General features: G+C 65.9%; 20 protein-coding genes. 2 read left to right on the plus strand and 18 right to left on the minus strand.

The features are described from left to right. Positions 1-387: 387 nt before the first annotated feature. The gene (locus AC56PL_RS17210; RefSeq protein WP_497154587.1) at positions 388-1587 is read left to right on the plus strand and encodes an alpha/beta hydrolase; all 1200 of its coding nucleotides are present in this window, start codon (positions 388-390) and stop codon (positions 1585-1587) included. On the opposite strand, the gene pyrF is transcribed toward AC56PL_RS17210, so the two are convergent. The 10 genes from pyrF to AC56PL_RS17260 all read right to left on the minus strand — a co-directional run bounded on the left by pyrF (position 1512) and on the right by AC56PL_RS17260 (position 12499). After that, complete coding sequence (pyrF, locus tag AC56PL_RS17215; protein ID WP_497154588.1) at positions 1512-2333, minus strand: orotidine-5'-phosphate decarboxylase; 822 nt, start codon at positions 2331-2333, stop codon at positions 1512-1514. The genes AC56PL_RS17210 and pyrF overlap by 76 nt on opposite strands. Next, on the minus strand, positions 2334-5669 hold the full coding sequence (gene carB, locus AC56PL_RS17220) for a carbamoyl-phosphate synthase large subunit (RefSeq protein WP_497154589.1): 3336 nt from the start codon (positions 5667-5669) through the stop codon (positions 2334-2336). Next, complete coding sequence (gene carA / locus AC56PL_RS17225; RefSeq protein WP_497154590.1) at positions 5669-6829, minus strand: glutamine-hydrolyzing carbamoyl-phosphate synthase small subunit; 1161 nt, start codon at positions 6827-6829, stop codon at positions 5669-5671. The genes carB and carA overlap by 1 nt, the downstream gene beginning before the upstream one ends. Then, positions 6826-7326: a PH-like domain-containing protein gene (locus tag AC56PL_RS17230; protein ID WP_495516559.1), complete on the minus strand. Its 501-nt coding sequence runs from the start codon at positions 7324-7326 to the stop codon at positions 6826-6828. The genes carA and AC56PL_RS17230 overlap by 4 nt, the downstream gene beginning before the upstream one ends. Beyond that, complete coding sequence (locus tag AC56PL_RS17235) at positions 7323-8624, minus strand: dihydroorotase (RefSeq protein WP_497154591.1); 1302 nt, start codon at positions 8622-8624, stop codon at positions 7323-7325. The genes AC56PL_RS17230 and AC56PL_RS17235 overlap by 4 nt, the downstream gene beginning before the upstream one ends. Further along, a complete protein-coding gene (locus tag AC56PL_RS17240; protein WP_497154592.1) occupies positions 8621-9565 on the minus strand; it encodes an aspartate carbamoyltransferase catalytic subunit in 945 nt (314 codons plus the stop codon). The genes AC56PL_RS17235 and AC56PL_RS17240 overlap by 4 nt, the downstream gene beginning before the upstream one ends. Beyond that, positions 9562-10149, minus strand: coding sequence for a bifunctional pyr operon transcriptional regulator/uracil phosphoribosyltransferase PyrR (gene pyrR / locus AC56PL_RS17245; RefSeq protein WP_497154840.1), 588 nt, complete (start codon positions 10147-10149; stop codon positions 9562-9564). The genes AC56PL_RS17240 and pyrR overlap by 4 nt, the downstream gene beginning before the upstream one ends. 122 nt (positions 10150-10271) lie before the next feature. After that, a complete protein-coding gene (gene nusB, locus AC56PL_RS17250; RefSeq protein WP_497154593.1) occupies positions 10272-10742 on the minus strand; it encodes a transcription antitermination factor NusB in 471 nt (156 codons plus the stop codon). Positions 10743-10747: 5 nt separating this feature from the next. After that, a complete protein-coding gene (efp, locus tag AC56PL_RS17255; RefSeq protein ID WP_495516563.1) occupies positions 10748-11311 on the minus strand; it encodes an elongation factor P in 564 nt (187 codons plus the stop codon). A gap of 72 nt (positions 11312-11383) precedes the next feature. Further along, positions 11384-12499, minus strand: coding sequence for a M24 family metallopeptidase (locus AC56PL_RS17260; protein WP_495516564.1), 1116 nt, complete (start codon positions 12497-12499; stop codon positions 11384-11386). Positions 12500-12616: 117 nt separating this feature from the next. On the opposite strand from AC56PL_RS17260, the gene AC56PL_RS17265 reads away from it, so the two are divergent. Further along, positions 12617-13084, plus strand: coding sequence for a B-4DMT family transporter (locus AC56PL_RS17265; RefSeq protein WP_495516565.1), 468 nt, complete (start codon positions 12617-12619; stop codon positions 13082-13084). Between the two features lie 82 nt (positions 13085-13166). Here AC56PL_RS17265 and aroB read toward each other — a convergent pair whose 3' ends face one another. The 8 genes from aroB to alaS all read right to left on the minus strand — a co-directional run bounded on the left by aroB (position 13167) and on the right by alaS (position 22184). Further along, the gene (gene aroB, locus AC56PL_RS17270) at positions 13167-14282 is read right to left on the minus strand and encodes a 3-dehydroquinate synthase (RefSeq protein WP_495516566.1); all 1116 of its coding nucleotides are present in this window, start codon (positions 14280-14282) and stop codon (positions 13167-13169) included. After that, positions 14279-14803 (minus strand): shikimate kinase, encoded by a 525-nt coding sequence (locus AC56PL_RS17275; RefSeq protein WP_497154594.1) that lies wholly within the window; start codon positions 14801-14803, stop codon positions 14279-14281. Before AC56PL_RS17275 ends, aroB begins: the two co-directional genes overlap by 4 nt. Further along, entirely contained in the window at positions 14800-16008 is a 1209-nt protein-coding gene (gene aroC, locus AC56PL_RS17280; RefSeq protein WP_497154841.1) for a chorismate synthase, read from the minus strand. Before aroC ends, AC56PL_RS17275 begins: the two co-directional genes overlap by 4 nt. A gap of 71 nt (positions 16009-16079) precedes the next feature. Continuing rightward, entirely contained in the window at positions 16080-16481 is a 402-nt protein-coding gene (locus AC56PL_RS17285) for a prepilin peptidase (RefSeq protein ID WP_497154595.1), read from the minus strand. Between the two features lie 99 nt (positions 16482-16580). Further along, complete coding sequence (locus tag AC56PL_RS17290) at positions 16581-17402, minus strand: shikimate dehydrogenase (protein ID WP_497154596.1); 822 nt, start codon at positions 17400-17402, stop codon at positions 16581-16583. Then, on the minus strand, positions 17402-19075 hold the full coding sequence (gene mltG / locus AC56PL_RS17295; protein WP_497154597.1) for an endolytic transglycosylase MltG: 1674 nt from the start codon (positions 19073-19075) through the stop codon (positions 17402-17404). Before mltG ends, AC56PL_RS17290 begins: the two co-directional genes overlap by 1 nt. Then, a complete protein-coding gene (gene ruvX / locus AC56PL_RS17300; protein WP_495516571.1) occupies positions 19072-19524 on the minus strand; it encodes a Holliday junction resolvase RuvX in 453 nt (150 codons plus the stop codon). The genes mltG and ruvX overlap by 4 nt, the downstream gene beginning before the upstream one ends. After that, the gene (alaS, locus tag AC56PL_RS17305; protein WP_495516572.1) at positions 19521-22184 is read right to left on the minus strand and encodes an alanine--tRNA ligase; all 2664 of its coding nucleotides are present in this window, start codon (positions 22182-22184) and stop codon (positions 19521-19523) included. The genes ruvX and alaS overlap by 4 nt, the downstream gene beginning before the upstream one ends. Positions 22185-22309 lie beyond the last annotated feature (125 nt).

Genomic DNA, 22309 nt, shown 5'->3' on the forward strand with positions numbered 1-22309 from the left:
CTCTGCCCCGGCACCGGTGATGTCGGGGCGGCTGCCTTGTGAGGGCAGCGAAAGCGACCGTACCCACGTGAGCTGCGATTTGCGACCCCGACCCCCGCATTCCCCCACGAAAACGGGTGTTGTAAGCCTTTCAAAGTAGACCGACCGACGAACCCCCCACTGATCGCCAAACTCAGGGTTCCGATTCTTCGATCACAGGAATCGTGTTGCGCTACAGCGTATTTCAACGACAGTTTGGTGAATTTTCGGGAACATGACGTACGTCACACTTGTGATACCCCTGTGACAGGAGTTCCTCCCCGGAAAATTTCTGAGTTTCTTGCGTCTTGCGCGTGTCGGAGATGGGTTTGACCTGCGATGAGTACCACTCGATCGGGCTCGTGTTAGATGACGTCCGTGATCGATCGACTACCGACTCCGGTACGCAACCTCCTGCAATTGACGGTCGGCGGTGGCATCCGCGCGCAGGTGCAGACCCCGCACACGACCCTGCATACCGAGCGCCACCGGACACTGCGCCGCTACGGCGACCTCGATGACCTCGACCGGGCCCGCGACGGAGGCGGCGTCCCCGTGCTCCTGCTCCCTCCCCTGGCCGCACCCGCGTCCTGCTACGACCTCGAGCCCGACCACTCGTACGTCGGCCACCTGCTGAGTCAGGGACGTATCCCCTACGTCGTCGACTACGGCGAGATGGATCGGTCCGACCGGGGACTGGGCTTCGAAGGGTTCACCGACGACATCATCCCGCAGGCCATCGCCCGGGTACTGGCAGACTTCGACGGCCACCGAGGACAGGACGGCCACCGAGGACAGATCGACCTCGTCGCATGGAGCCTGGGCGGCACCGTCGCACTGCTGACACTCGCCGCCGACGCCGCTCTGCCCGTCCGGTCGATCACCGCGATCGGGACGCCACTGAACTACGGGCTCGTGCCTCCTTATCCGCTGGTCCGGCAGCTCACCGGCAGGACCGGTCCGCGGCCTGTCACAGCGACGCTGAGCGCCTTGCGAGGGATTCCTGCACCTCTGGTGCAGATCGCCTATCGCGGCACAGCATGGCAACGTGAGCTCAAGAAGCCCTGGTTCATCATGAACAACCTCTCGGACACCGAGACGCTCGCCCGGATGGAGGTGGTGAACCGGTTCCAGCGCCAGTTCCCGGGATACCCGGGACGCTTGTCCGAGCAGATGTGGGAGCAGTTCATCTACCACGACGAGCTGGCAGGCGGCGTGGTCAACTTCGGTGACCGCCAGATCGACCTGACCACCATCAAGGTGCCGGTACAACTGTTCGGCAGCCACCGGGACGTCATCGTTCCGTGGGCGGCGGCCCGACACGGCGTCGAACTGCTCGCCGAGTCACCCGAGGTGCACTTCACCACGGTCGAGTCGAGCCACCTCGGTCTGATCGCGGGTCCGGATGCCAAGGCGCAGACCTGGCCACGCATCGATGCGTTCCATACCGCGCTGAGTGATCGGGCCGCGCTGGATCCGGCGGCCGTGAGCGATCAGGACAGCGCGGACTCGATCTCCGAGGCGGTACGCAGCGCCGCGTCCCGCAGTGCGGGCACGTCCGGGCCGTAACGCAGCACCGCGCGAGAACTCGACGGAAGAATCCAGCCGAGGTCGCTGCCCGCGAAGACGCCACGCAGATCCTCGGCGGTGGCGCCCTGGGCGCCGAGTCCGGGAGCGAGCACGGGTGCACGCAGGTCCGCGAGGTCCAGGCCGTGTTCGCGGGTGGCACCGACCACCACACCGACCGTCCCCGAGCCATCGCTGTTGGCCGCGCCTGCCGCATCGACGATCTGCTGGGCCACGGTCAGGCCCTCACGCTCGGCCAGCTGCAGCGCGGCGCCTTCCGGGTTGGATGTCCGGGCCAGCACGAACACACCGCGCCCCTGTGAGCGGGCGAGGTCGATCGCGGGCGCCAGCGAACCGAACCCGAGATAGGGCGACACGGTCACCGCGTCGGCACACAACGGCGACGACGGGTCGAGCCAGGCCCGCGCATAGGCGTCCATCGTCGATCCGATGTCGCCGCGTTTGGCATCGGCGATCACCAGGGCTCCCCCGGCCCGGCAGCCGGCGATCACCGTTTCGAGTGCGGCGAACCCCTCCGAACCGAAAGCCTCGAAGAAGGCGACCTGCGGTTTGATCACGGCCACCGCGGGGGCCAGGGCCTCGACGCAGATGTCGCCGAAAGCCCTGACCCCGGCGCCGCTGACCGGCAGCCCCCACTGCTGCAGGAGCTCGGGATGCGGGTCGATGCCCGCACACAGGCGGCCGCGCTCGGCGACCACCTCCCGATACCGTTCGCCGAAGGTGCTCACTCAGCCACCCAGCATCGAGCGGTGCCGCGCCTGCAGCGACAACACACCCATCGCGCCGCCGCGTGCGGCCTCGATGCCCTGGATCGCGGCGCTGGCGCCCTGGACCGTGGTGATGCAGGGGATGTTCACCGACACCGCGGCACTGCGGATCTCGTAGCCGTCGACCCGCGGTCCCGAATTGCCGTACGGGGTGTTGATGACCATGCCGATCTCACCCGCACGGATGAGGTCGACCACGGTCACCTCGCCATCGGGGCGGTCGGCGTCGGAATGCTTGTACACCTGCGTGCAGGTGATCCCGTTGCGCCGCAGGACATGTGCGGTCCCCTCGGTGGCCAGGATCTCGAACCCGAGATCAGCCAGCCGCTTCACCGGGAAGACCAGGGCACGCTTGTCCTTGTTGGCAACGGAGACGAAGATCTTTCCTTCGAGCGGCAGCGAACCGTACGCGGCGGTCTGCGACTTGGCGAAGGCCCGGCCGAAATCGGCGTCGATGCCCATCACCTCACCGGTCGACTTCATCTCCGGGCTCAACAGCGAATCGACGCCGCTGCCATCACTGCGGCGGAACCTGTTGAACGGCAGCACCGCCTCTTTGACCGCGATCGGTGCCGTGTCGGGCAGCTCGGATCCGTCACCGGTGGCAGGCAACATGCCGTCGGCGCGCATCTCGGCGATGGTGGCGCCCAGCATGAGCCTGGCGCAGGCCTTGGCCAGTGGTACCGCGGTGGCCTTGGACACGAATGGCACCGTCCGGCTCGCCCGCGGGTTCGCCTCGAGGACGTACAGGATGTCGTCTTTCAAGGCGTACTGGACGTTGAGCAGTCCGCGTACCCCGATGCCCTTGGCCAGTGCCTCGGTGGACCGGCGGACGTTCTCGAGATCAGACTTGCCGAGCGTGATCGGCGGGAGCGCACACGCCGAGTCGCCGGAGTGGATACCGGCCTCCTCGATGTGCTCCATCACGCCGCCGATGTAGCAGTCGGTGCCGTCATAGAGGGCATCGACATCGATCTCGATGGCGTCCTCGAGGAAACGGTCGACGAGAACCGGATGATCGGGGTTGATCTCCGTGGCGCGGGAGATGTATCCGTCGAGGGATTCCTCGTCGTAGACGATCTCCATGCCGCGGCCACCGAGCACGTACGACGGGCGCACGAGTACCGGGTAACCGATGTCGCCCGCGATCTCCTTGGCCTCGTCGAAGGTGGTGGCCATGCCGTACTTGGCAGCGGGCAGTCCGGCTGCTTCGAGCACCTTGCCGAACTCGCCGCGATCCTCCGCGAGGTCGATGGCCTCGGGGCTGGTGCCCACGATCGGCACACCCGCGGCCTGCAGGCGATGGGCCAACCCGAGCGGTGTCTGACCACCGAGCTGGACGATGACACCGGCGACGGTGCCCGACTCCGATTCGGCGCCGAACACCTCGAGCACGTCCTCGAAGGTCAGCGGCTCGAAGTAGAGGCGATCGGCGGTGTCGTAGTCGGTCGACACGGTCTCCGGGTTGCAGTTGACCATCACGGTCTCGTAGCCGACCTCGCTCAGCGTCAACGCGGCGTGAACACACGAGTAGTCGAACTCGATGCCCTGTCCGATGCGGTTGGGACCCGATCCCAGGATCAGGACCTTGGGTCGCTCGGTCTGCGGCGCGACCTCCGACTTCGCTGCGGGATCGAGTTCGTACGTCGAGTAGTGGTACGGCGTTGCGGCCTCGAACTCGGCGGCGCAGGTGTCGACGGTCTTGTACACCGGGCGCACGTTCAGGGAATGCCGCAGTTCGCGGACTGCGCCCTCATCGGCGAGGTCGTCGCGCAGAGCCGCCAGCTGACGGTCCGACAGACCGTTGCTCTTCGCCAGGCGCAGCAGCGGCTCGTCGAGAACCTCCGCCGACCGGATGTCTTGTCCCAGTTGGTAAATGGCCTCGATCTCGGCCAGGAACCAGGGATCGATCTTTGTGGAATCGAAGAGCTGCTCGACGGTGGCACCCAACATGAATGCCTGCATGATCCCGTAGAGACGGCCGTCCTTGGGCACGCTCAGACGCTCGAGCAACTCCGGCAGGGTCTCGGCAGGCCCGTCGGTCGCCGGTTCGGTCCAGAAGCCGGCGGCCTTGGTCTCCAGCGAGCGCATGACCTTGCCGAGCGCCTCGGCGAACGAACGGCCAAGCGACATCGCCTCACCCACCGACTTCATGGTGGTGGTCAGCGTGTCGTCGGCACCGGGGAACTTCTCGAATGCGAACCGCGGGGCCTTGACCACGACGTAGTCGAGCGTCGGCTCGAAGCAGGCCGGGGTCTTCTTGGTGATGTCGTTGACGATCTCGTCGAGGCGGTAACCCACCGCCAGCTTCGCCGCGATCTTCGCGATCGGGAAACCGGTGGCCTTCGACGCCAGCGCCGACGACCGGGACACCCGCGGGTTCATCTCGATGACGACCAGACGACCGTCCGCGGGATCCATCGCGAACTGGATGTTGCAGCCACCGGTATCGACGCCGACCTCGCGGATGATGGCGATCGACAGGTCACGCATGTCCTGGTATTCACGGTCGGTCAGCGTCATCGCGGGAGCGACGGTCACCGAGTCGCCGGTGTGCACACCCACCGGATCGACGTTCTCGATCGAGCAGACGACCACGACGTTGTCGGCGCCGTCGCGCATCAATTCGAGTTCGTACTCTTTCCAGCCGAGGATCGATTCCTCGATGAGGACGTTGGCGGTCGGCGATGCGGACAGGCCGCCACCGGCGATCCGGTTGAGGTCGGCCTCGTTGTAGGCCATACCCGAACCAAGACCGCCCATCGTGAAGGACGGGCGGACGACCACCGGATAACCGAGATCGGCGACGGTCTCGTGGACCTGCTCCATCGTGTAACAAACCGCGGAACGGGCGCTCTCGCCACCGACCTTGGCGACGATGTCCTTGAACTTCTGACGATCCTCACCGCGCTGGATGGCGTCGAAATCGGCACCGATCAGCTCGATGTCGTATTTCTCCAGGATGCCCTGGTCATGCAGTGCGACAGCGGCATTGAGCGCGGTTTGGCCACCCAGGGTCGCCAGAACCGCATCGATCGGGTGTCCGGCGTCGCGCTCGGCCACGATCACCTTCTCGATGTAGTCGGCGGTGATCGGCTCCACGTAGGTCGCATCGGCGAACTCCGGGTCGGTCATGATCGTCGCCGGATTCGAGTTGACGAGACTCACGCGCAGGCCCTCGGCCCGCAGCACGCGGCAGGCCTGGGTGCCGGAGTAGTCGAACTCACAGGCCTGACCGATGACGATCGGACCGGAACCGATGACCAGGACGTGCGATAGGTCGGAACGGCGGGGCATCAGGCACTAGCTCCTTGCAGAAGGGAAATGAACTTGTCGAACAGGTAGGCGGCATCGTGCGGGCCTGCCGCCGCTTCTGGGTGGTACTGCACCGAGAACGCCTTGCCGCTGACCAGCTCCACACCCTCGACGGCCCCGTCGTTGGCGCACGTGTGGCTGATCCGGGCCCGGCCGAAGTCGGAGTCGAACTCCTCGCCCGCCTCACCCTCGAGCGCGAACCCGTGGTTCTGTGCGGTGATCGACACCGCGCCGGTGGCATGGTCGATGACCGGGATGTTGATGCCGCGGTGACCGAACTTCATCTTGTAGGTGTCTCGGCCAAGGGCTCGACCGAGGATCTGGTTGCCGAAGCAGATCCCGAACAGCGGGATGCCTTCTCCGAGGACGTGGCGGGTCAGATCGACAGCGTGATTCGCGGTGGCCGGGTCGCCCGGGCCATTCGACAGGAACACACCGTCGGGCTTGATCGCGGCGATGGCGTCGGGACTCGAACCGGCGGGCAGCACATGGACCCGGACCCCGCGCTTGGCGAACATCCGTGGGGTGTTGGTCTTGATACCGAGGTCGATGGCCGCGACGGTGAAGCGGTGCTCACCCTCGGGCTCGACGACGTAGCCGTCTGGTGTCGAGACCTCTCCAGCGAGGTTCGCGCCCTTCATCTGCGGCGCGTCGACAACTCGCTTGAGCAGTTCGTCGGCACCGGCGAGTGCGTCACCGGAGAAGATCCCGGCGCGCATGGAGCCGTGATCGCGCAGGGTGCGCACGACGGTGCGGGTGTCGATGCCCGCGATGCCGACGATCCCCTGCTCGACCAGTTCGTCTTCGAGCGAAGACGTGGCCCGCCAGCTCGATACCCGGCGGGTGGGGTTACGCACCGCGTACCCGCTCACCCAGATCTTGCCGGAATCGTCACCGACCTGGCCGGCGCGGCTCTCCCCGTCTTCTTTGTTCCAGCCGGTGTTGCCGATCTGCGGCGCAGTCGCCACGACGATCTGCCGGTGGTAACTGGGATCGGTGAGCGTCTCCTGGTACCCGGTCATCGCGGTGCAGAAGACGGCTTCACCAAGGGTTTGTCCCAGTGCGCCGTATCCGGTTCCGGTGTAACGCTCGCCGTTTTCAAGAACCAGCACTGCTGGCGTTGCCCGGTTTGGCTGTGTCACTGCTTTTTTCCGTCCTGCTCGAAAGGTTTGACCCACTGGGGGTAGATGGATTTGTCGTCCGCGCGGATGCCGGAGTCGATCTCGGTTCCCGACGGCAGTAGCCATCGGATCACCAGTACCCCGTCCGCGGTCATCACTTTTCCGGCCAAACCGCGTTCTGTTCTGATCGCGGTGATCTGGTCGGCGGGGATCCAGATCGGATTGGCGCCGCGTCGTTCGATCAGGATCCCGCCGTCATAGCGGCTGATCTCGGCGGTGGCGCGGTCGCCGTAGTCGCCGACGGCGACGCGGTCCTGCCAACTCGGTGCGATGGTCGATCCGACATAGAGCCCTGTGTGCGGCCCGAGCCGACGGGGACCGAGGTCGGCGGGCACCTCGGGGAACGCCCCGAGCATCTGCTCTTGGCGGCGCCCACGACCGCGCCAGCCCAGGATCATCAGACCGACGATCCCGCACCAGGCCAGGACCACGATCAGGACAACCACGACGCCGGTCATCTCGGTGACCTGACCTTGCCGCCGTTGTTGGTTATCTCGCCCCGCAGCACCGTGGCGATCACGGTGCCGGGCAGGGTGAGTCCGTCGAACGGTGAGTTCGCCGACAGACTGGCCAGTGCGTCGGACTGCACGGTCCACTCGGTATCGGGGTCGACCAGCGCCAGGTTGGCGGGTTCGCCTGCGGCGATCGGACGGCCCTGATCCGGCAGACCGGTGATCTGCGCCGGACGTTCACTCATCACCGCGGCCACTCCGCGCCAGTCCAGCAGACCCGGGTTGACCATCGTCTCGATCACGATCGAGAGCGCGGTCTGCAGTCCGAGCATGCCGGGGCGGGCGTTGGCGAACTCACAGCACTTCTCTTGCGCCGCATGGGGTGCATGGTCGGTGGCGACGCAGTCGATGATCCCGTCGGCCAGGGCCGCTCGGAGCGCGACCTTGTCCCGGCCTTCCCGCAGTGGCGGATTCACCTTGTTGACGGCGTCGTAGGTCTCCAGCCGGCTGTCGTCGAGGAGCAGGTGATGCGGAGTGACCTCGGCGGTGATCGAGATGCCCTGTCCACGCGCCCATTTCAACAATTCGACGGTGCCCTCGGTGGACGCGTGGCAGATGTGGACCCGGGTTCCGGCGTCTCGGGCCAGCAGCGCATCGCGCGCGACGATCGATTCTTCGGCTGCGCGTGGCCAGCCGCTCAGTCCCAGACGGGCGGCGGTGGCGCCCTCGTGCGCAATCGCGCCCTTGGTCAGGCGGGGCTCTTCTGCATGCTGGGCGATGAGGACATCGAGGCCCTTGGCGTACTCGAGTGCCCGGCGCATCAGCAGCGGGTCGTCGACGCATTTGCCGTCGTCGCTGAACATCCGCACGCCGGCCGCACCGGCGGCCATCGCGCCCATCTCGGCGAGCTGTTTGCCCTCCAGACCCACCGTGATCGCGCCGACGGGGTGCACATCGACGAGTCCGACTTCCTGACCACGCCGCCAGACGTAGTCGGTGATGACCGGGCTGTCCGCGACCGGGTCGGTGTTCGCCATCGCGAAGACCGCGGTGTAGCCGCCGAGTGCGGCTGCCGCCGAACCCGTTTCGATCGTCTCGGTGTCTTCGCGGCCGGGTTCGCGCAGGTGCGTGTGCATGTCGACGAATCCGGGCAGGATGACCGCGCCGGCACCATCGAGCACGTCAACGTCGGCGTCGGCCGTCAGGTCGGCCCCGATCTCGGCGATGTCACCGGCCCGGACCAGAATGTCGACGAGCTCACCCCCGTATGGCCGTACGTTGCGGATCAGCAGGTCGCCGCTCACGCCACACCCTCACTCTCGGTTCCGACCAGCAGCGTGAAAAGCACTGCCATTCGCATATGAACTCCATTGGAAACCTGTTGAAGCACAGTTGACTTCGATGAGTCCGCGACGGAAAAGCCGATCTCCATGCCGCGCAACATCGGACCGGGATGCAGCACAACGGCGTGATCGGCCAACAGCGCCGCCCGCCGATCGGACAGTCCGTATCGGATCGAATACTCGCGCGACGACGGGAAGAACCCGCCGTTCATCCGCTCGGCCTGCACGCGCAGCAACATCACCGCGTCCACCGCTGCGAGTTCGGCGTCGAGGCTGTGCGAGATCTCCACCGGCCAGGACTCGACACCGACCGGGAGCAGCGTCGGCGGCGCCACCAGCACCACCTGGGCACCGAGGGTGGCCAGCAGATGGGCATTGGACCGTGCCACCCGCGAGTGCAGGATGTCGCCAACGATCGCGATCCGCCTGCCTTCCAGCGAACCGAGTCGCTGCCGCAGGGTCAGGGCGTCGAGCAGTGCCTGTGTCGGGTGCTCATGCGTGCCGTCGCCGGCGTTGATCACCGACGGACCCGGGCCATCCTCGGAGGTCCACTGGGCGATCTGGTGCGCCGCACCGGACGCCGGATGGCGGACGATGAGCGCGTCGGCACCGGCGGCGCGCAAGGTCTTGGCCGTGTCGCGCAACGACTCGCCCTTGTTCACCGACGAGCTGGACGCACTGACGTTGATCACGTCGGCGCTCATCCACTTGCCGGCCACCTCGAACGAAACCCTTGTGCGCGTGGAGTTCTCATAGAACACCGTCATGATGGTGCGGCCCCGCAACGTCGGCAGCTTGCGGATCTCCCGACCCACAAGCGCCTGCTCGAAGCGCTCGGCCTCATCGAGCATCTCGGTGGCCACGTCTGCGCTCAGGTCATTGACGGACAGCAGATGCTTCATGCATTCTCCCCTGCCCGCAGGACGACCCGGTCGACACCGTCGTGTTCGCGCATGTGGACCTGGACGTCTTCGCTCCGTGAGGTCGGGATGTTCTTGCCGACGTAGTCCGCACGCAGCGGCAGCTCGCGGTGACCGCGATCGACCAGTACCGCGAGTTGGACGGCCGCGGGGCGACCCAGATCACGGAGGGCGTCGAGTGCAGCCCGCACGGTTCGCCCGGAGTACAGGACGTCGTCGACGAGCACCACGAGTGCGCCATCGACACCGCCTGCCGGAACCGCGGTGGGTTCGAGGGCACGATGCGGCTTGGCGCGCAGGTCGTCGCGGTACAGGGTGATGTCGAGATAGCCGACGGGAACCTGAACACCCGCGAACTCGGCGATGTTCGCCGCCAGGCGCCGCGCGAGGAAGATGCCCCGAGTCGGGATTCCGATGATGACAACCCGCGGTGAATCGGGGCTGCCGAGAGCTGTCTTTTCGATGATCTGATGCGCTATCCGCGCAATGGTCCTACCGACATCGGCGTCGTCGAGTAATTCACGACCCGCGTCGGTACCGTCGCTTTGTTGAGCTGGCACGGTTATCGGGACCTCCTTCTCCGCCTCTCCGGACGGATCGTTAAAGGATGTCGGCCACTGCAATGGTGGCCGACATCATTAGCACCGGCCACCATCGCAATTTCACCGCAAACACTATCAGGTGAGGCTCAGGCCTCCGGCGCGCGCGGTTCCGGCGTCTCGAGTGACGCCCGCACCTGCGGCGCCAGCAACACGATCCGGCCCAGCACGCCGTTCACGAACGCCGGCGAATCATCCGTGGACAATTCTTTGGCGAGTTCGACGGCCTCGTCGACGACGACCATCGTGGGGACGTCGTTGGTGTTGAACAGCTCCCAGGTGGCCAGTCGCAGGATGGCACGGTCGACCGCGGGCAGCCGCGGAAGTGTCCACTCGTTCAGGTGCGAGGCGATCACCGCGTCGATCTGTGAGGTGTCACCGGCGATACCTTCGATGATCTGGGCGGTGTAGTCGTTGATCTTGCCGACGCTGTCGTCGGTGGCCGCCAGCTCACGACGCTGGGCGATCAGATCGACGGGTGAGCAGTTCTTGACCTCTGCCTCGAACAGCAGATCGACGGCACGCTTGCGTGCCTTGTGTCGGGTACCGGGCTTTTTCACCAGCGTCAGGAGTTGACGCGGCCGAGGTAGCTGCCGTCGCGCGAGTCGACCTTCAGCTTGTCCCCGGTGTTGATGAACAGCGGAACCTGGATCTCGGCGCCGGTTTCGAGCGTTGCCGGCTTGGTGCCACCGGTCGATCGGTCGCCCTGGACGCCGGGGTCGGTCTGCGCGACCACGATCTCCACCGTGACCGGGAGCTCGACGTACAGCGGGACACCCTCGTGGGTGGCGACCTGGACCCGCATGTTCTCCAACATGAACTTCGCGCCGTCGCCGACGACCTCCGGGCTGACGTTGAGCTGCTCGAAGGTGTCTCCGTCCATGAAGACGAAGTCTTGGCCGTCGTTGTAGAGGTAGGTCATGTCGCGGCGGTCGACCGTTGCGGTCTCGACCTTCACACCGGCGTTGAACGTCTTGTCGACGGTCTTACCCGACAGCACGTTCTTGATCTTGGTTCGGACAAACGCCGGGCCCTTGCCGGGCTTGACGTGCTGGAACTCGAGGATCTGCCACAGCTGACCCTCCATGTTCAGCACGAGGCCGTTTTTGAAATCCGAGGTGTTTGCCACGTTCTTGTTCTTCCTCTCGAGCTGCGGGCGGATTGTCCCACTCGCAACTGCTGTGCTGGGCGCCGGAGCGCGTCAGATGACGGTGAATGTCTTGTCGGTGGTGGTGAGCAGTTCGGGATCGCCGTCGCGGACCACAAGGGTGTCTTCGATCCTGACGCCACCTCGGCCCGGCAGGTAGATCCCGGGCTCCACGGTCACCGCTGCACCGCATGGCAGTGTACCCGTGCTCAACGCGCCGATAGACGGCGCTTCATGTATCTGCAGTCCGACGCCATGGCCGAGGCCGTGCACGTAATAGTCACCGAAGCCCGCCTCGTCGATGATCGACCGTGCGGAAGCGTCGACGCCCACCGCCTCGACGCCTGGCTCCAGGGCTTCGCGGCCGGCTTTCTGCGCCGCCGCGACGATGTCGTAGATGTCACGCTGCCATGGCTCCGTCGATTCGAGCACATAGGTCCGCGTCATATCCGAGTGGTAGCCGCCGACAACGGCACCGAAGTCGATCTTCAGCAGGTCACCGGAGCTCAGTTCGGCGTCGGTCGGCCGGTGATGCGGTACCGCCGAGTTGGCGCCGGTGGCCACGATCGTCTCGAACGACACCGCCTCCGCACCCCGCTCGAACATCGCCCATTCCAGTGCGCGCGCGACCTTGCGCTCGGTGTTGCCCGGCACCAGCACCCCTGCTGTGATGATGTCCGCGAGAGCCAGGTCGGCCGCCTGGCAGGCGGTGCGGATCTGCTCGATCTCGAACTCGTCTTTCACGATGCGCAGCTCTTCGACGAGTGGTGCCACCGGGACCAGCGTCTCGGAACCACCGAGCAGCGGCAACAGGCGCTGATGGGTCGCCACCGTCACCACATGCTTCTCGAAGCCGATCCGGGCGCCCGAGCCGACCAGGTATTCGATCAAGGCGCGCGGGCAGTCCCGGTTGATGATCGCGGTCAGGTCGGGGGCCTGTTCGGCCACCTGGGTGATGTAGCGGCCGTCGGTGGCGATCCGGTCGTCGCCTGCGGCGGTGATCACCACGCCACCGTTCGATCCGGTGAACCCGGTGAGATACCGCACATTGACCAGGTCGGTGATCAGGAGGGCGTCGACGCCTGCTCCACTGAGCAGCGAGCGCAGCCGGTCACGACGCGCCGATTCCGCAGTTGGGCCGAGGTCGGTGACCACACGTTCAACAGTCATGTTTTCAAGGCTAGTGGAGTCGGCGGTACGCGCGCGGTTCGGACGATCAACTCGGACACCGCGTTTGTTTTGTGGCCCCTGCCACATGAACACGTTCCACATCGGTACTCTGCTCACATGGTTGCGTGGCTTTTGCGTGGTTTGGTGATGTCGGCGGTGCACATTGGTGCCCGGGTCCTGCTTGGGCTGGCCATTGTGGCCTGGCCGTTGGACTCGAACTATTGGAAGACGATCGCCATCGCCGGCGTGGTGTTGGTGGCGCTGCTCTGGGGTGGCATCGACGGTCTGATCGACGGGCGCGCCCACGCCGATCCCGACGACTACAACGACCTCACGATGCGCTGGCTGAAGGCCGGACTCCTCACCGGACTCATCAGTGCCGTTGTCTGTTGGATACTCGGCAACTGGGTGATGTCCGGGATCGGCGAGAATTCGCTGGCCATCGAGGTCTTTGCAGGCGGCTCGTTCACGACCCTGCTGGTGTTTGTCCCCGCTCTCGTCGGCGCTGCGGTCGGCCGGTTCCTCACCCGCCGCCAGCACCGCAAGAACGAGGCCAAGGCGCACGACCAGAACGCATACGCCTGACCCTCAAACGCTCCGGATATACGACGACGCTCCACACATTTGTGGAGCGTCGTCGTATATCCGGAGCGTTTGTGGGTTGGGGCTAGAGCAGTACCGAACCGTTGGTCGGCTCGTCCTTGGCGACTGCGGAGTATGCCGCCGCGAGCAGAGCCGGATCGGGGGCTTCCAGACGTCCCGGCTTGGCCAGGCCGTCGAGGACCACGAATCGCAACATGCCCGAACGGTTCTTCTTGTCCCCCGCCATGCCCTTGAGCAGATCGGGCAAGGCATCGGCGTCGTATCCGACCGGAAGTCCGACACTCTCGAGCACGCTGCGGTGCCGGTCGGCGGTGGCGTCGTCGAGACGTCCGGCCAGCCTGCCGAGTTCGGCGGCATAGATCAGTCCCACCGACACGGCGGCACCGTGACGCCAGCGGTACTTCTCACGGCGCTCGATGGCGTGGCCGAGGGTGTGACCGTAGTTGAGGATCTCGCGCAGCGACGATTCCCGTAGATCTGCCGCAACCACCTCGGCCTTGACGCGCACGGACCGTTCGATCAGTTCGGGCAGCACCGGGCCGGTCGGGTCGAGGGCGGCCTGCGGATCCGCTTCGATCAGGTCCAGGATCGCCGGGTCGGCGATGAAACCGGTCTTGATGACCTCGGCCATGCCGGCGATGATCTCGTTGCGCGGCACGGTTTCCAGTGTCGCGATGTCGATGAGTACGGCCCGCGGTTCGTGGAACGACCCGACGAGGTTCTTGCCTGCCTCGGTGTTGATGCCGGTCTTGCCGCCCACCGCGGCGTCGACCATCGCCAGCAGTGTGGTCGGGACGTGGACGACCGGGATCCCGCGCATCCAGGTGGCGGCGACGAACCCGGACAGATCGGTTGCCGCGCCCCCGCCGAGGGACACCACGACGTCGTTGCGCTTCATCCCGATCCGGCCGAAGACCTCCCAGCAGAACGAGGCAACCGACAGTTCTTTGCCTGCCTCGGCATCGGGGATCTCGATGCGGTGCGCGTTGAAGTTGTTCTCGTCCAGCGTCTTCCGGATGACCTCTGCGGTCTCGGCGAGGGACGGCTGGTACAGGATCGCCACCGAATCGGCGCCGGCGGCAGCTTCGACCAGCTCGGTCAGCAGTCCGCGGCCGATGATGACCTCGTAGGGGCTCTCACTGTTCACCGGTACGCGGATGGGTGCGGCTTGCTCGGTCACTTGGTGGCCTCCTGCTCGGTCAGTTGGGTGATGATCTCGTCGGCGACCACACGCTGGTGCGGGTGCGCATCCACCACGATTGTGGCGGCGTCCTGATAGATCGAATCTCGTTGTGCCAGCAGGTCTCGATACCCCTGCTTCGGGTTGTCCACTTTCAGCAGCGGCCGGCTGGAGTTCGCGACCCGCGAAAAACCTTGTTCGGCATCGACTCTGAGGTAGACGACCGAATGTCCGACGAGCAGCTCGCGGGTGGCCGCCGTCAGGACGGCGCCGCCGCCCAGCGACAGCACACCGGTGTGGGTGCGCAGCAGATCGGCGACGACCTCGCGTTCGTACTCACGGAATGCCTCTTCACCGTCGGTGAAGATTTCCGGGATGGTCCGGCCGCTCCGTCGCTCGATCTCGGCGTCGCTGTCTTTCCACTCGCAACCCAGGACGCGCGCGAGTTGTTGTCCGACCGTGGTCTTGCCCGAGCCCATGAAGCCGATGAGCACCACCCGCGGGCCGGTCGACCCCGTCACGACGAAGGCAGATGTGCGGCCACACGCTTGAGGTAGCCGGCAAGGTTGTCCCCGGTCTCGACGGCCGAATCGCCGCCGAACTTCTCAAGGGCTGCCTGCGCGAGCACCAGTGCCACCATCGACTCGGCGACAACGCCCGCCGCCGGAACTGCACAGACGTCCGAACGCTGGTGGATGGCCGTGGCCTGTTCACCGGTGGTCATGTCCATGGTCGAAAGCGCCTTCGGCACTGTAGAAATGGGCTTCATCGCGGCCCGGACCCGGAGGGATTCACCGTTGGTCATGCCGCCTTCGAGCCCACCGGCACGGTTGGTCGAACGCACCGCGCCACCGGGACCGGGAATCATCTCGTCGTGTGCGGCGCTGCCGCGACGACGGGCGGTCTCGAATCCGTCGCCGACCTCGACACCCTTGATGGCCTGGATACCCATCAGCGCACCGGCCAACCGCGAATCGAGACGACGATCGCCACTGACGTGCGAGCCCAGCCCCACGGGCACACCCGTGGCGACCACCTCGACAACACCGCCGAGGGTGTCACCATCGCGTTTTGCCGCTTCGATCTCGGCGATCATCGACGCCTCGGCCGCGGTCGAGTAGGCCCGAACCGGGCTGGCGTCGATCTGCTCGAGGTCGGAGTACACCGGGGCGGCACCGAGATAGGGGTCCGAGGCACCGATGGAGATCACGTGCGAGAGCACCTCGATACCGAGGACCTGACGCAGGAAGTTGCGGGCGACCGTCCCGATCGCCACGCGGGCAGCGGTCTCACGGGCGCTGGCCCGTTCCAGGACCGGACGGGCATCGTCGAAGCCGTACTTCAACATGCCGGAGTAATCGGCGTGGCCGGGCCGCGGCCGGGTCAGCGGCGCGTTTCGCGCAACGCCTTCGAGTTCTTCGGCGGGGACCGGATCGGCGGACATCACGGTCTCCCACTTGGGCCATTCGGTGTTGCCGATCTCGATGGCGACCGGGCCGCCCATCGTCAAACCGTGGCGGACACCACCGACCAGGGTGACCTGGTCGGCCTCGAACTTCATCCGCGCACCCCGTCCATAACCCAGACGGCGGCGGGCCAATTGGTCAGCAACCTGCGACGAGGTCACCTCGACACCGGCCACCATCCCTTCCAGGACGGCTACCAGTGCGGGACCATGGGATTCTCCGGCAGTACTCCAGCGCAACACAGTTCCCAATTGTTCCACGCCCATCAACACGTGGTGTCACCAGATCCCCGGCCGTCACCAAATGCCTGCCGCTACCAGATGCCCTGCCGTTACCAGATGCCACAGCAGAGCGCCGCAGACGCACACAGCGCCGGTCCGTGTGCCGTATCGCGCGAACGACTGTCACCGGCATGGCAGATCAGAACCTGTCCGAGCGTCAGCACCTGAGCGAGCAACACCAAGACCGTTGCTGTGGCGACAGAACCGGCCATCGCGCCGACCACCACGGCCAGCTTCACATCACCCCCGCCGCAGCCTCCGAACCAGAACGCGATCAGGTAGATGCCACCGGCCGTCAGCAGGCCGGCGACAGCGTCCGGGGTGATGATCGTGCCGGCGACGGCCCCGAGCACACCGGGCAGGACGGCACTGTTCGGCAGCCGGCGGGTCCGCACGTCGGCCCCGGCCAGCGCCACGAACCAGAACCCCATGATCCCGACAACAAGCTGCATTCACCCACCCTCGCGCAGCCGCACCCGCTGTCGGGGCCACCGGTAGCCCGATTGTGGATGGGCACCGCCTCTGTGGACGAATCTGTTGTGTGGGCCGATTCAGTCGAGCGCGGCGGCCATCACGTCCAGTGGCGCCTTCATGCCGGTAAACTGTTCGACCTGTCCCAGCGCCTGATTCAGGAGCATCACCAGTCCCCCGACCACGGCGCCACCGGATTCGCTCACCGCGGCGGCCAGCGGGGTCGGCCAGGGGCTGTAGATCACGTCGAACAATCGCGCTGCCGGTGCCAGCGCCCGGGTCAGCGGCTCGGCGGCAGCGGCCGGAACCGTGTTGACCACCACTGCGGCGGTGGCGGCACGATCTGCGAGTTCCGGAGTCGGTTCGAACGGCAGGATGTCGGTGGCCAGGCCCAGCGCGTCGGCCACGGCCAGCACCTCCGCGGCCCGGGCGCGGCTACGGGCGACGATGCTCACCTCGCCGACACCGGCACCGGCAAGCGCCGCCAGGACCGGTGCGGCAGTTCCACCCGCTCCGACGACCACGGCGTGTCTCGTCGGCGCCTGGTCGATCTCGAGTTCGGCCAGGGCTGCCGCCGCACCGTCGATGTCGGTGCAGTCCGCGCGCCAGCCACCTGCGACCCGGACCAGCGTGTTGGCCGAGCCCACGGCAATCGCACGGTCGGTGCGGTGGTCGGCGAACTCCAGCGCGGCCCGTTTGCCGGGCATCGTCACCGAGAACCCGATGTACTTCTCATCCATCCCGGAGACCAGCGATGGGAGTTGCTCCGCGGTGCACTCGATGCGCTCGTAGGTCCAGTCGACAAGACCCAACGCCCGATACGCCGCCAGATGCAACGCGGGCGACTTCGAGTGCGCTACCGGCGATCCCAGGATCGCGGCAGCTCTGCCAGGTTCTGCCATCAGCAGTTGGTCTGGAGAATCGAGTTGTCGCAAGCCTGTTGGCGGTTGCGCTTGTGCTGCTCGTAGTCCTCGGTGAACAGAGTGGTCCCCTGCTGATCGACTGTGACGAAGTACAACCAGTTCCCGACCGGCGGTTCTATCGCGGCCAGCAATGCGGGCTGGCCGACCGCACCGATCGGGGTGACCGGTAAACCCTTCTGCTGATAGGTGTTCCACTTCGTGGGCGCCACGAAATCGTCACCGGCAACATCGATGTTCTGGATGGCGGAGGTGTAGTTGACCGTCGAATCCATCTGCAGGGCCTGGTCGACGCCGAGCCGATTGGCGATGACCCTGGCCACCTTCGGGTAGTCCTCGGCGGTGTTGACCTCACGTTCGACGATCGAGGCCGAGACCAACGTCTGGTACGGGTTCAGGCCCGTCGACGAGATGCCCGATGCGGGCAGCCCCCACTGCGCGAACAGATCTGCGCTGCGCGAGATCAGATAGTTCAGCATCTGCACCGGGGTGAGGCCGGGATCGATCATCTCCCACGACGTCGGCGCGATCAGACCCTCGATGCGGCGATGATCGCCATCAAGCGCCGACACCGCGTCCACAGCCCACTCGGGTACACCGAGTTCTTGTGGAGTGGCGGTCGCCGCGGCCTGGGCCAGATCCTCGACCGTGGAGCCCTCCGTCACGCCATTGAGGTCGACGGTGGTGGCCTCGGCAACCCGGGCGAAGATGCCCGCGGTGGTCTTGCCGTCGATGCCGTCCTTGGAGTCGAGCTGCAGACCCTCCGGGATGACCACCCGGCCGACCCGGTTGTCCATGTTCGTCAGCATCGTCACCGCGGTACTGGCCGGGATCTCGGTGCGCAGTTTGTAGTAACCGGCCGATATCGGCTGGTCGTCGGCCGCGAGCGTGAAGGCGTTGACGCTGCCGACCACGTCGTTTTCTTCGAGGATCTCTCCGAACTGGGTCAGCGTCGCATCCTGCGGGATCGACACGAGGACGTCCGAGGTACCTGCCACGTTCGTGAAGTCTTTGTCCTCGGTACCGAAGAATCCGACAACGCGTAGTCCGGCATAACCGATGCCACCGACCAGGGCCAGCATGAAGACGACCGCGGCCGAGATCACGATCAGTCTGCGCTTCTTGCGACGCGCTGCCGCCGCGGCGGTGCGCTTGGGTGAGCGGACACGGGCCGTCTCTTCGCGGCGGATGTGCTCGGTACGACCCGGGTCGACGTAGGGCGCCCGCACGTCATGCCTGGGATCGGGGTCGTAGGCGGGTGGATGTGTGGCCTCGGCAGGCCGCTGTCGCGGTATCGGCTGCGACGGGGGTTGCTGTCGCGGTATCGGCTGCGATGGCGATTGCTGTCGCGGGAACGGTTGCGACGGGGGTTGCTGGGGTCCGGGGTGGGGCTCCCACAGGGCTTCTGGTGGTGGCGCGCTCGCCCGCCGCGGCGGCGCCGCCCGCGGAGGTGGCGGCGGTGGCGGTGGTGTGCGACGACCTGCTGCCGGATCGCGCGGCGGGATCACCTCGGGCCCGCGTCTGCGGCCCGGTGTCGCGCCGTTTCCCTGGGTGAAGTACTTCAGGCGATCGGGGTCGTAGGGGGTGTCCGCGCGCCGGCGACGGCGCCCCGGTTCTGCTTGCGCCCGATGGTTGTCGGATCCGTCGTCACTCACCCGCGGCCTTCCTGACTTGCCTGCAGATCCAGCCAGTTCTGGAGGATCGCGGTGGCAGCTGCCTGATCGATCACAGATTTCTGGGACTTCGCCCGAACACCGGACGAACGTAGTGCTTGTTGCGCGGTCACCGTGGTCAAACGCTCATCGGAGTACATCACCGGCACCGGCGAAATGCGCCTGGCCAGCGCGTCGCCGAAGTCGGTGGCGAGGGCGGCCGCATGACCGTGCTCATCGCGCAACGTTTTCGGCAGTCCGACGATAACGCCCACAGCCTCGTATTCGGCGACTATTTCGGCGAGTCGCCGCAAATCGCCGTCACCTTTGGGCGTGCGGGCGACTGTCTCGACCGGCGTGGCCAGGATCCCGTCGGGATCGCACGAGGCCACTCCGATCCGAACGCTGCCGACGTCGATGGCGATCCGGCGCCCTCGCGGCGTCAGCGTCATCGAGCCGAGCCGACCAGTTCACGCAGCCGAACAAGAGCCGAATCGATACCTGCGGCGTCGGTACCTGAACCCTGCGCCAGGTCCGGCTTTCCGCCTCCCCGACCCGAGACCAGCGGCGCGAGTTCGCGAACCAGGTCGCCGGCCTTGATCCCGGCGTCGCGGGCTGCAGCGGTGGTCGCCACGGCGAACGGCACCTTGTCGCCCGATGCGGAGAACAGCACCACCACGGCGTTGTCCGAGCCCACGCGTCCACGCAGATCTGCGGCCAGTGTCCGCAGGTCACCGGCGTCCATGCCGTCGAGCTTTCCGGCAACCACCAACACGTCACCGACACGCGTCGCATCGTCGATCAGCGAACCGACTGATGCCTTCGCCGCGTCGGCGCGCATCTTCTCGATCTGCTTTTCGGCTTCTTTTAGTTTGGTGACGAGCGACTCGACCCGTCCGGGTACCTGGTCACTCGGCACCTTCAGTGACGTGGCCAGTCCGGCGAGCAGTGCGCGTTCCTTGGCCAGGTAGCGGTAGGAGTCGAGCCCGACGTAGGCCTCGACCCGTCGCACACCCGAACCGACCGACGACTCACCGAGCAGTGTGACCGGGCCGACCTGCGCCGACGAACCTACGTGGGTTCCGCCGCACAGTTCCATCGAGAACGGTCCACCCATCTCGACCACTCGGACGACGTCACCGTAGTTCTCACCGAAGAGCGCCAGCGCGCCCATCGCCTTGGCATCGTCGATACCGGTTTCAAAGGTGTTGACCGGGTAATTCGCCTCGACCGCAGCGTTGGTGATCTCTTCGATCTCGCCTCGCTGCGCCTCGGTCAGCGCGCCCTGCGATGCGAAGTCGAATCGCAGGTAGCCCGGCCGGTTGAGTGAACCCGCCTGTGTTGCGGTCGGTCCGAGCACCTGGCGCAACGCGGCTCCCACGAGGTGGGTACCGGAGTGGCCCTGGGTGGCGCCATGACGCCAGGCGGCATCGACCTGGGTGAGGACTTCGTCACCCTCGGCAATTTCGCCCTCTTCGATGACGGCGCGATGCAGCCAGACCGACTTACCGACCTTCTGAACGTCTTTGACCGTCAGGCGCAGGCCCGACGACGTGGTGATGGTTCCGATGTCGGCGATCTGGCCACCGGCCTCGGCGTAGAGCGGGCTGCGGTCCAGGATCACCTCGATCTCCTGACCGGCGAACGCGCTGCGCACGCGCTGCCCGTCGGCGACCAGACCCAAAACCTTTGACTCCGAATTGAGTTCGTCGAATCCGGTGAACACGGTCGGTCCACGATCGAGGAACTCGCGGTACACACTGAGATCCGCGTGACCCGCCTTACGAGCGGTCGCGTCGGCTTTCGCGCGCTGTCGCTGCTCGGTCATCAGTTCTTTGAACCCGGCCTCGTCCACCGAGAGTCCGGCCTCGGCGGCCATCTCCAGCGTGAGGTCGATCGGGAAACCATAGGTGTCGTGCAGCGCGAATGCGTCGCTGCCGCTGATCCGGGTGGCGCCGGAGGACTTCGTGGTCGCGGCGGCCTCGTCGAACAGTCGTGATCCGGCGGTCAGGGTCTTGAGGAAGGCGTCTTCCTCACCGACCGAGGTGCTCACGATGCGGGCACGCTGATCGGCGAGTTCGGGATACGACGCTGTCATCGTGTCGATGACGGCATCGACAAACTGTTTCATCGTGGCGTCGGTGGCACCGAGGAGCCGGGCCGAACGGACGATTCGCCGCAGCAGTCGACGCAACACGTAGCCGCGCCCGTCGTTGCCTGGTGTGATCCCGTCGGCGATCAACATCACCGCGGTGCGGGCGTGGTCGGCGATGACGCGGAACCGGACCGAGTCGGCGGGATCGGCTCCGTAGGTGCGGCCGGTCAGACGCTCGGCGACCCCGATGACCGGTGCCAGCAGATCGGTTTCGTAGACGTTCTCGACGCCCTGCAGGATGCAGGCGACGCGCTCGATGCCCATACCCGTGTCGATGTTCTTCTTCGGCAGCGGTCCGAGGATCTCGTAGCCGTCCTTGCCACCACCGGGACCCCGCTGGTTCTGCATGAAGACCAGGTTCCAGATCTCGATGTAGCGATCCTCGTCGGCCTCGGGTCCACCCTCGACGCCGTAATCGGGGCCACGGTCGTAGAAGATCTCCGAGCTCGGACCACAGGGTCCGGGGACACCCATCGACCAGTAGTTGTCTTTCATGCCGCGGCGCTGGATCCGCTCGGCGGGCACACCGATCTCCTCATGCCAGATCGCGGCGGCCTCGTCGTCGTCGAGATAGACGGTTGGCCACAGGCGAGTCGGGTCGATGCCGTAACCACCGTCGTCGACAGAGTTGGTCAGCAGCGTCCAGGCGAAATGAATCGCTTCGCGCTTGAAGTAGTCGCCGAACGAGAAGTTGCCCGCCATCTGGAAGAACGTGTTGTGCCGGGTGGTGATGCCCACTTCCTCGATGTCGAGGGTACGAACACACTTCTGGATGCTGGTGGCCCGCACATACGGCGGGGTCTGCTCGCCGAGGAAGTACGGCTTGAACGGCACCATGCCGGCATTGACGAAGAGCAGATTCGGATCCTCGAGGATCAGGGACGCACTCGGCACCTCGACGTGTCCGGCCTTGATGAAGTGATCCAGGAACCGCTTCCTGATCTCATGCGTCTGCACTGACTGTCCTCACTCTGTGACTCCACCTGGTTGTCCAGGCCCATACTCCGTGACTGCACCTGGTTCCAGGCGAATCGACATCCGTTTATTAGAACGTGACTAACCCACACTACTGGCAAGGCCAC

This window comes from Williamsia sp. Y721 (assembly GCF_059683565.1).

Bases quoted from the DNA above. Each gene is read 5' to 3' on its own strand.
- AC56PL_RS17210 (WP_497154587.1), top strand. From the start codon at position 388: ATGACGTCCGTGATCGATCGACTACCGACTCCGGTACGCAACCTCCTG.
- carB (WP_497154589.1), bottom strand. From the start codon at position 5,669: ATGCCCCGCCGTTCCGACCTATCGCACGTCCTGGTCATCGGTTCCGGT.
- AC56PL_RS17230 (WP_495516559.1), bottom strand. From the start codon at position 7,326: ATGACCGGCGTCGTGGTTGTCCTGATCGTGGTCCTGGCCTGGTGCGGG.
- AC56PL_RS17240 (WP_497154592.1), bottom strand. From the start codon at position 9,565: ATGAAGCATCTGCTGTCCGTCAATGACCTGAGCGCAGACGTGGCCACC.
- AC56PL_RS17260 (WP_495516564.1), bottom strand. From the start codon at position 12,499: ATGACTGTTGAACGTGTGGTCACCGACCTCGGCCCAACTGCGGAATCG.
- AC56PL_RS17265 (WP_495516565.1), top strand. From the start codon at position 12,617: ATGGTTGCGTGGCTTTTGCGTGGTTTGGTGATGTCGGCGGTGCACATT.
- AC56PL_RS17285 (WP_497154595.1), bottom strand. From the start codon at position 16,481: ATGCAGCTTGTTGTCGGGATCATGGGGTTCTGGTTCGTGGCGCTGGCC.
- AC56PL_RS17290 (WP_497154596.1), bottom strand. From the start codon at position 17,402: ATGGCAGAACCTGGCAGAGCTGCCGCGATCCTGGGATCGCCGGTAGCG.
- ruvX (WP_495516571.1), bottom strand. From the start codon at position 19,524: ATGACGCTGACGCCGCGAGGGCGCCGGATCGCCATCGACGTCGGCAGC.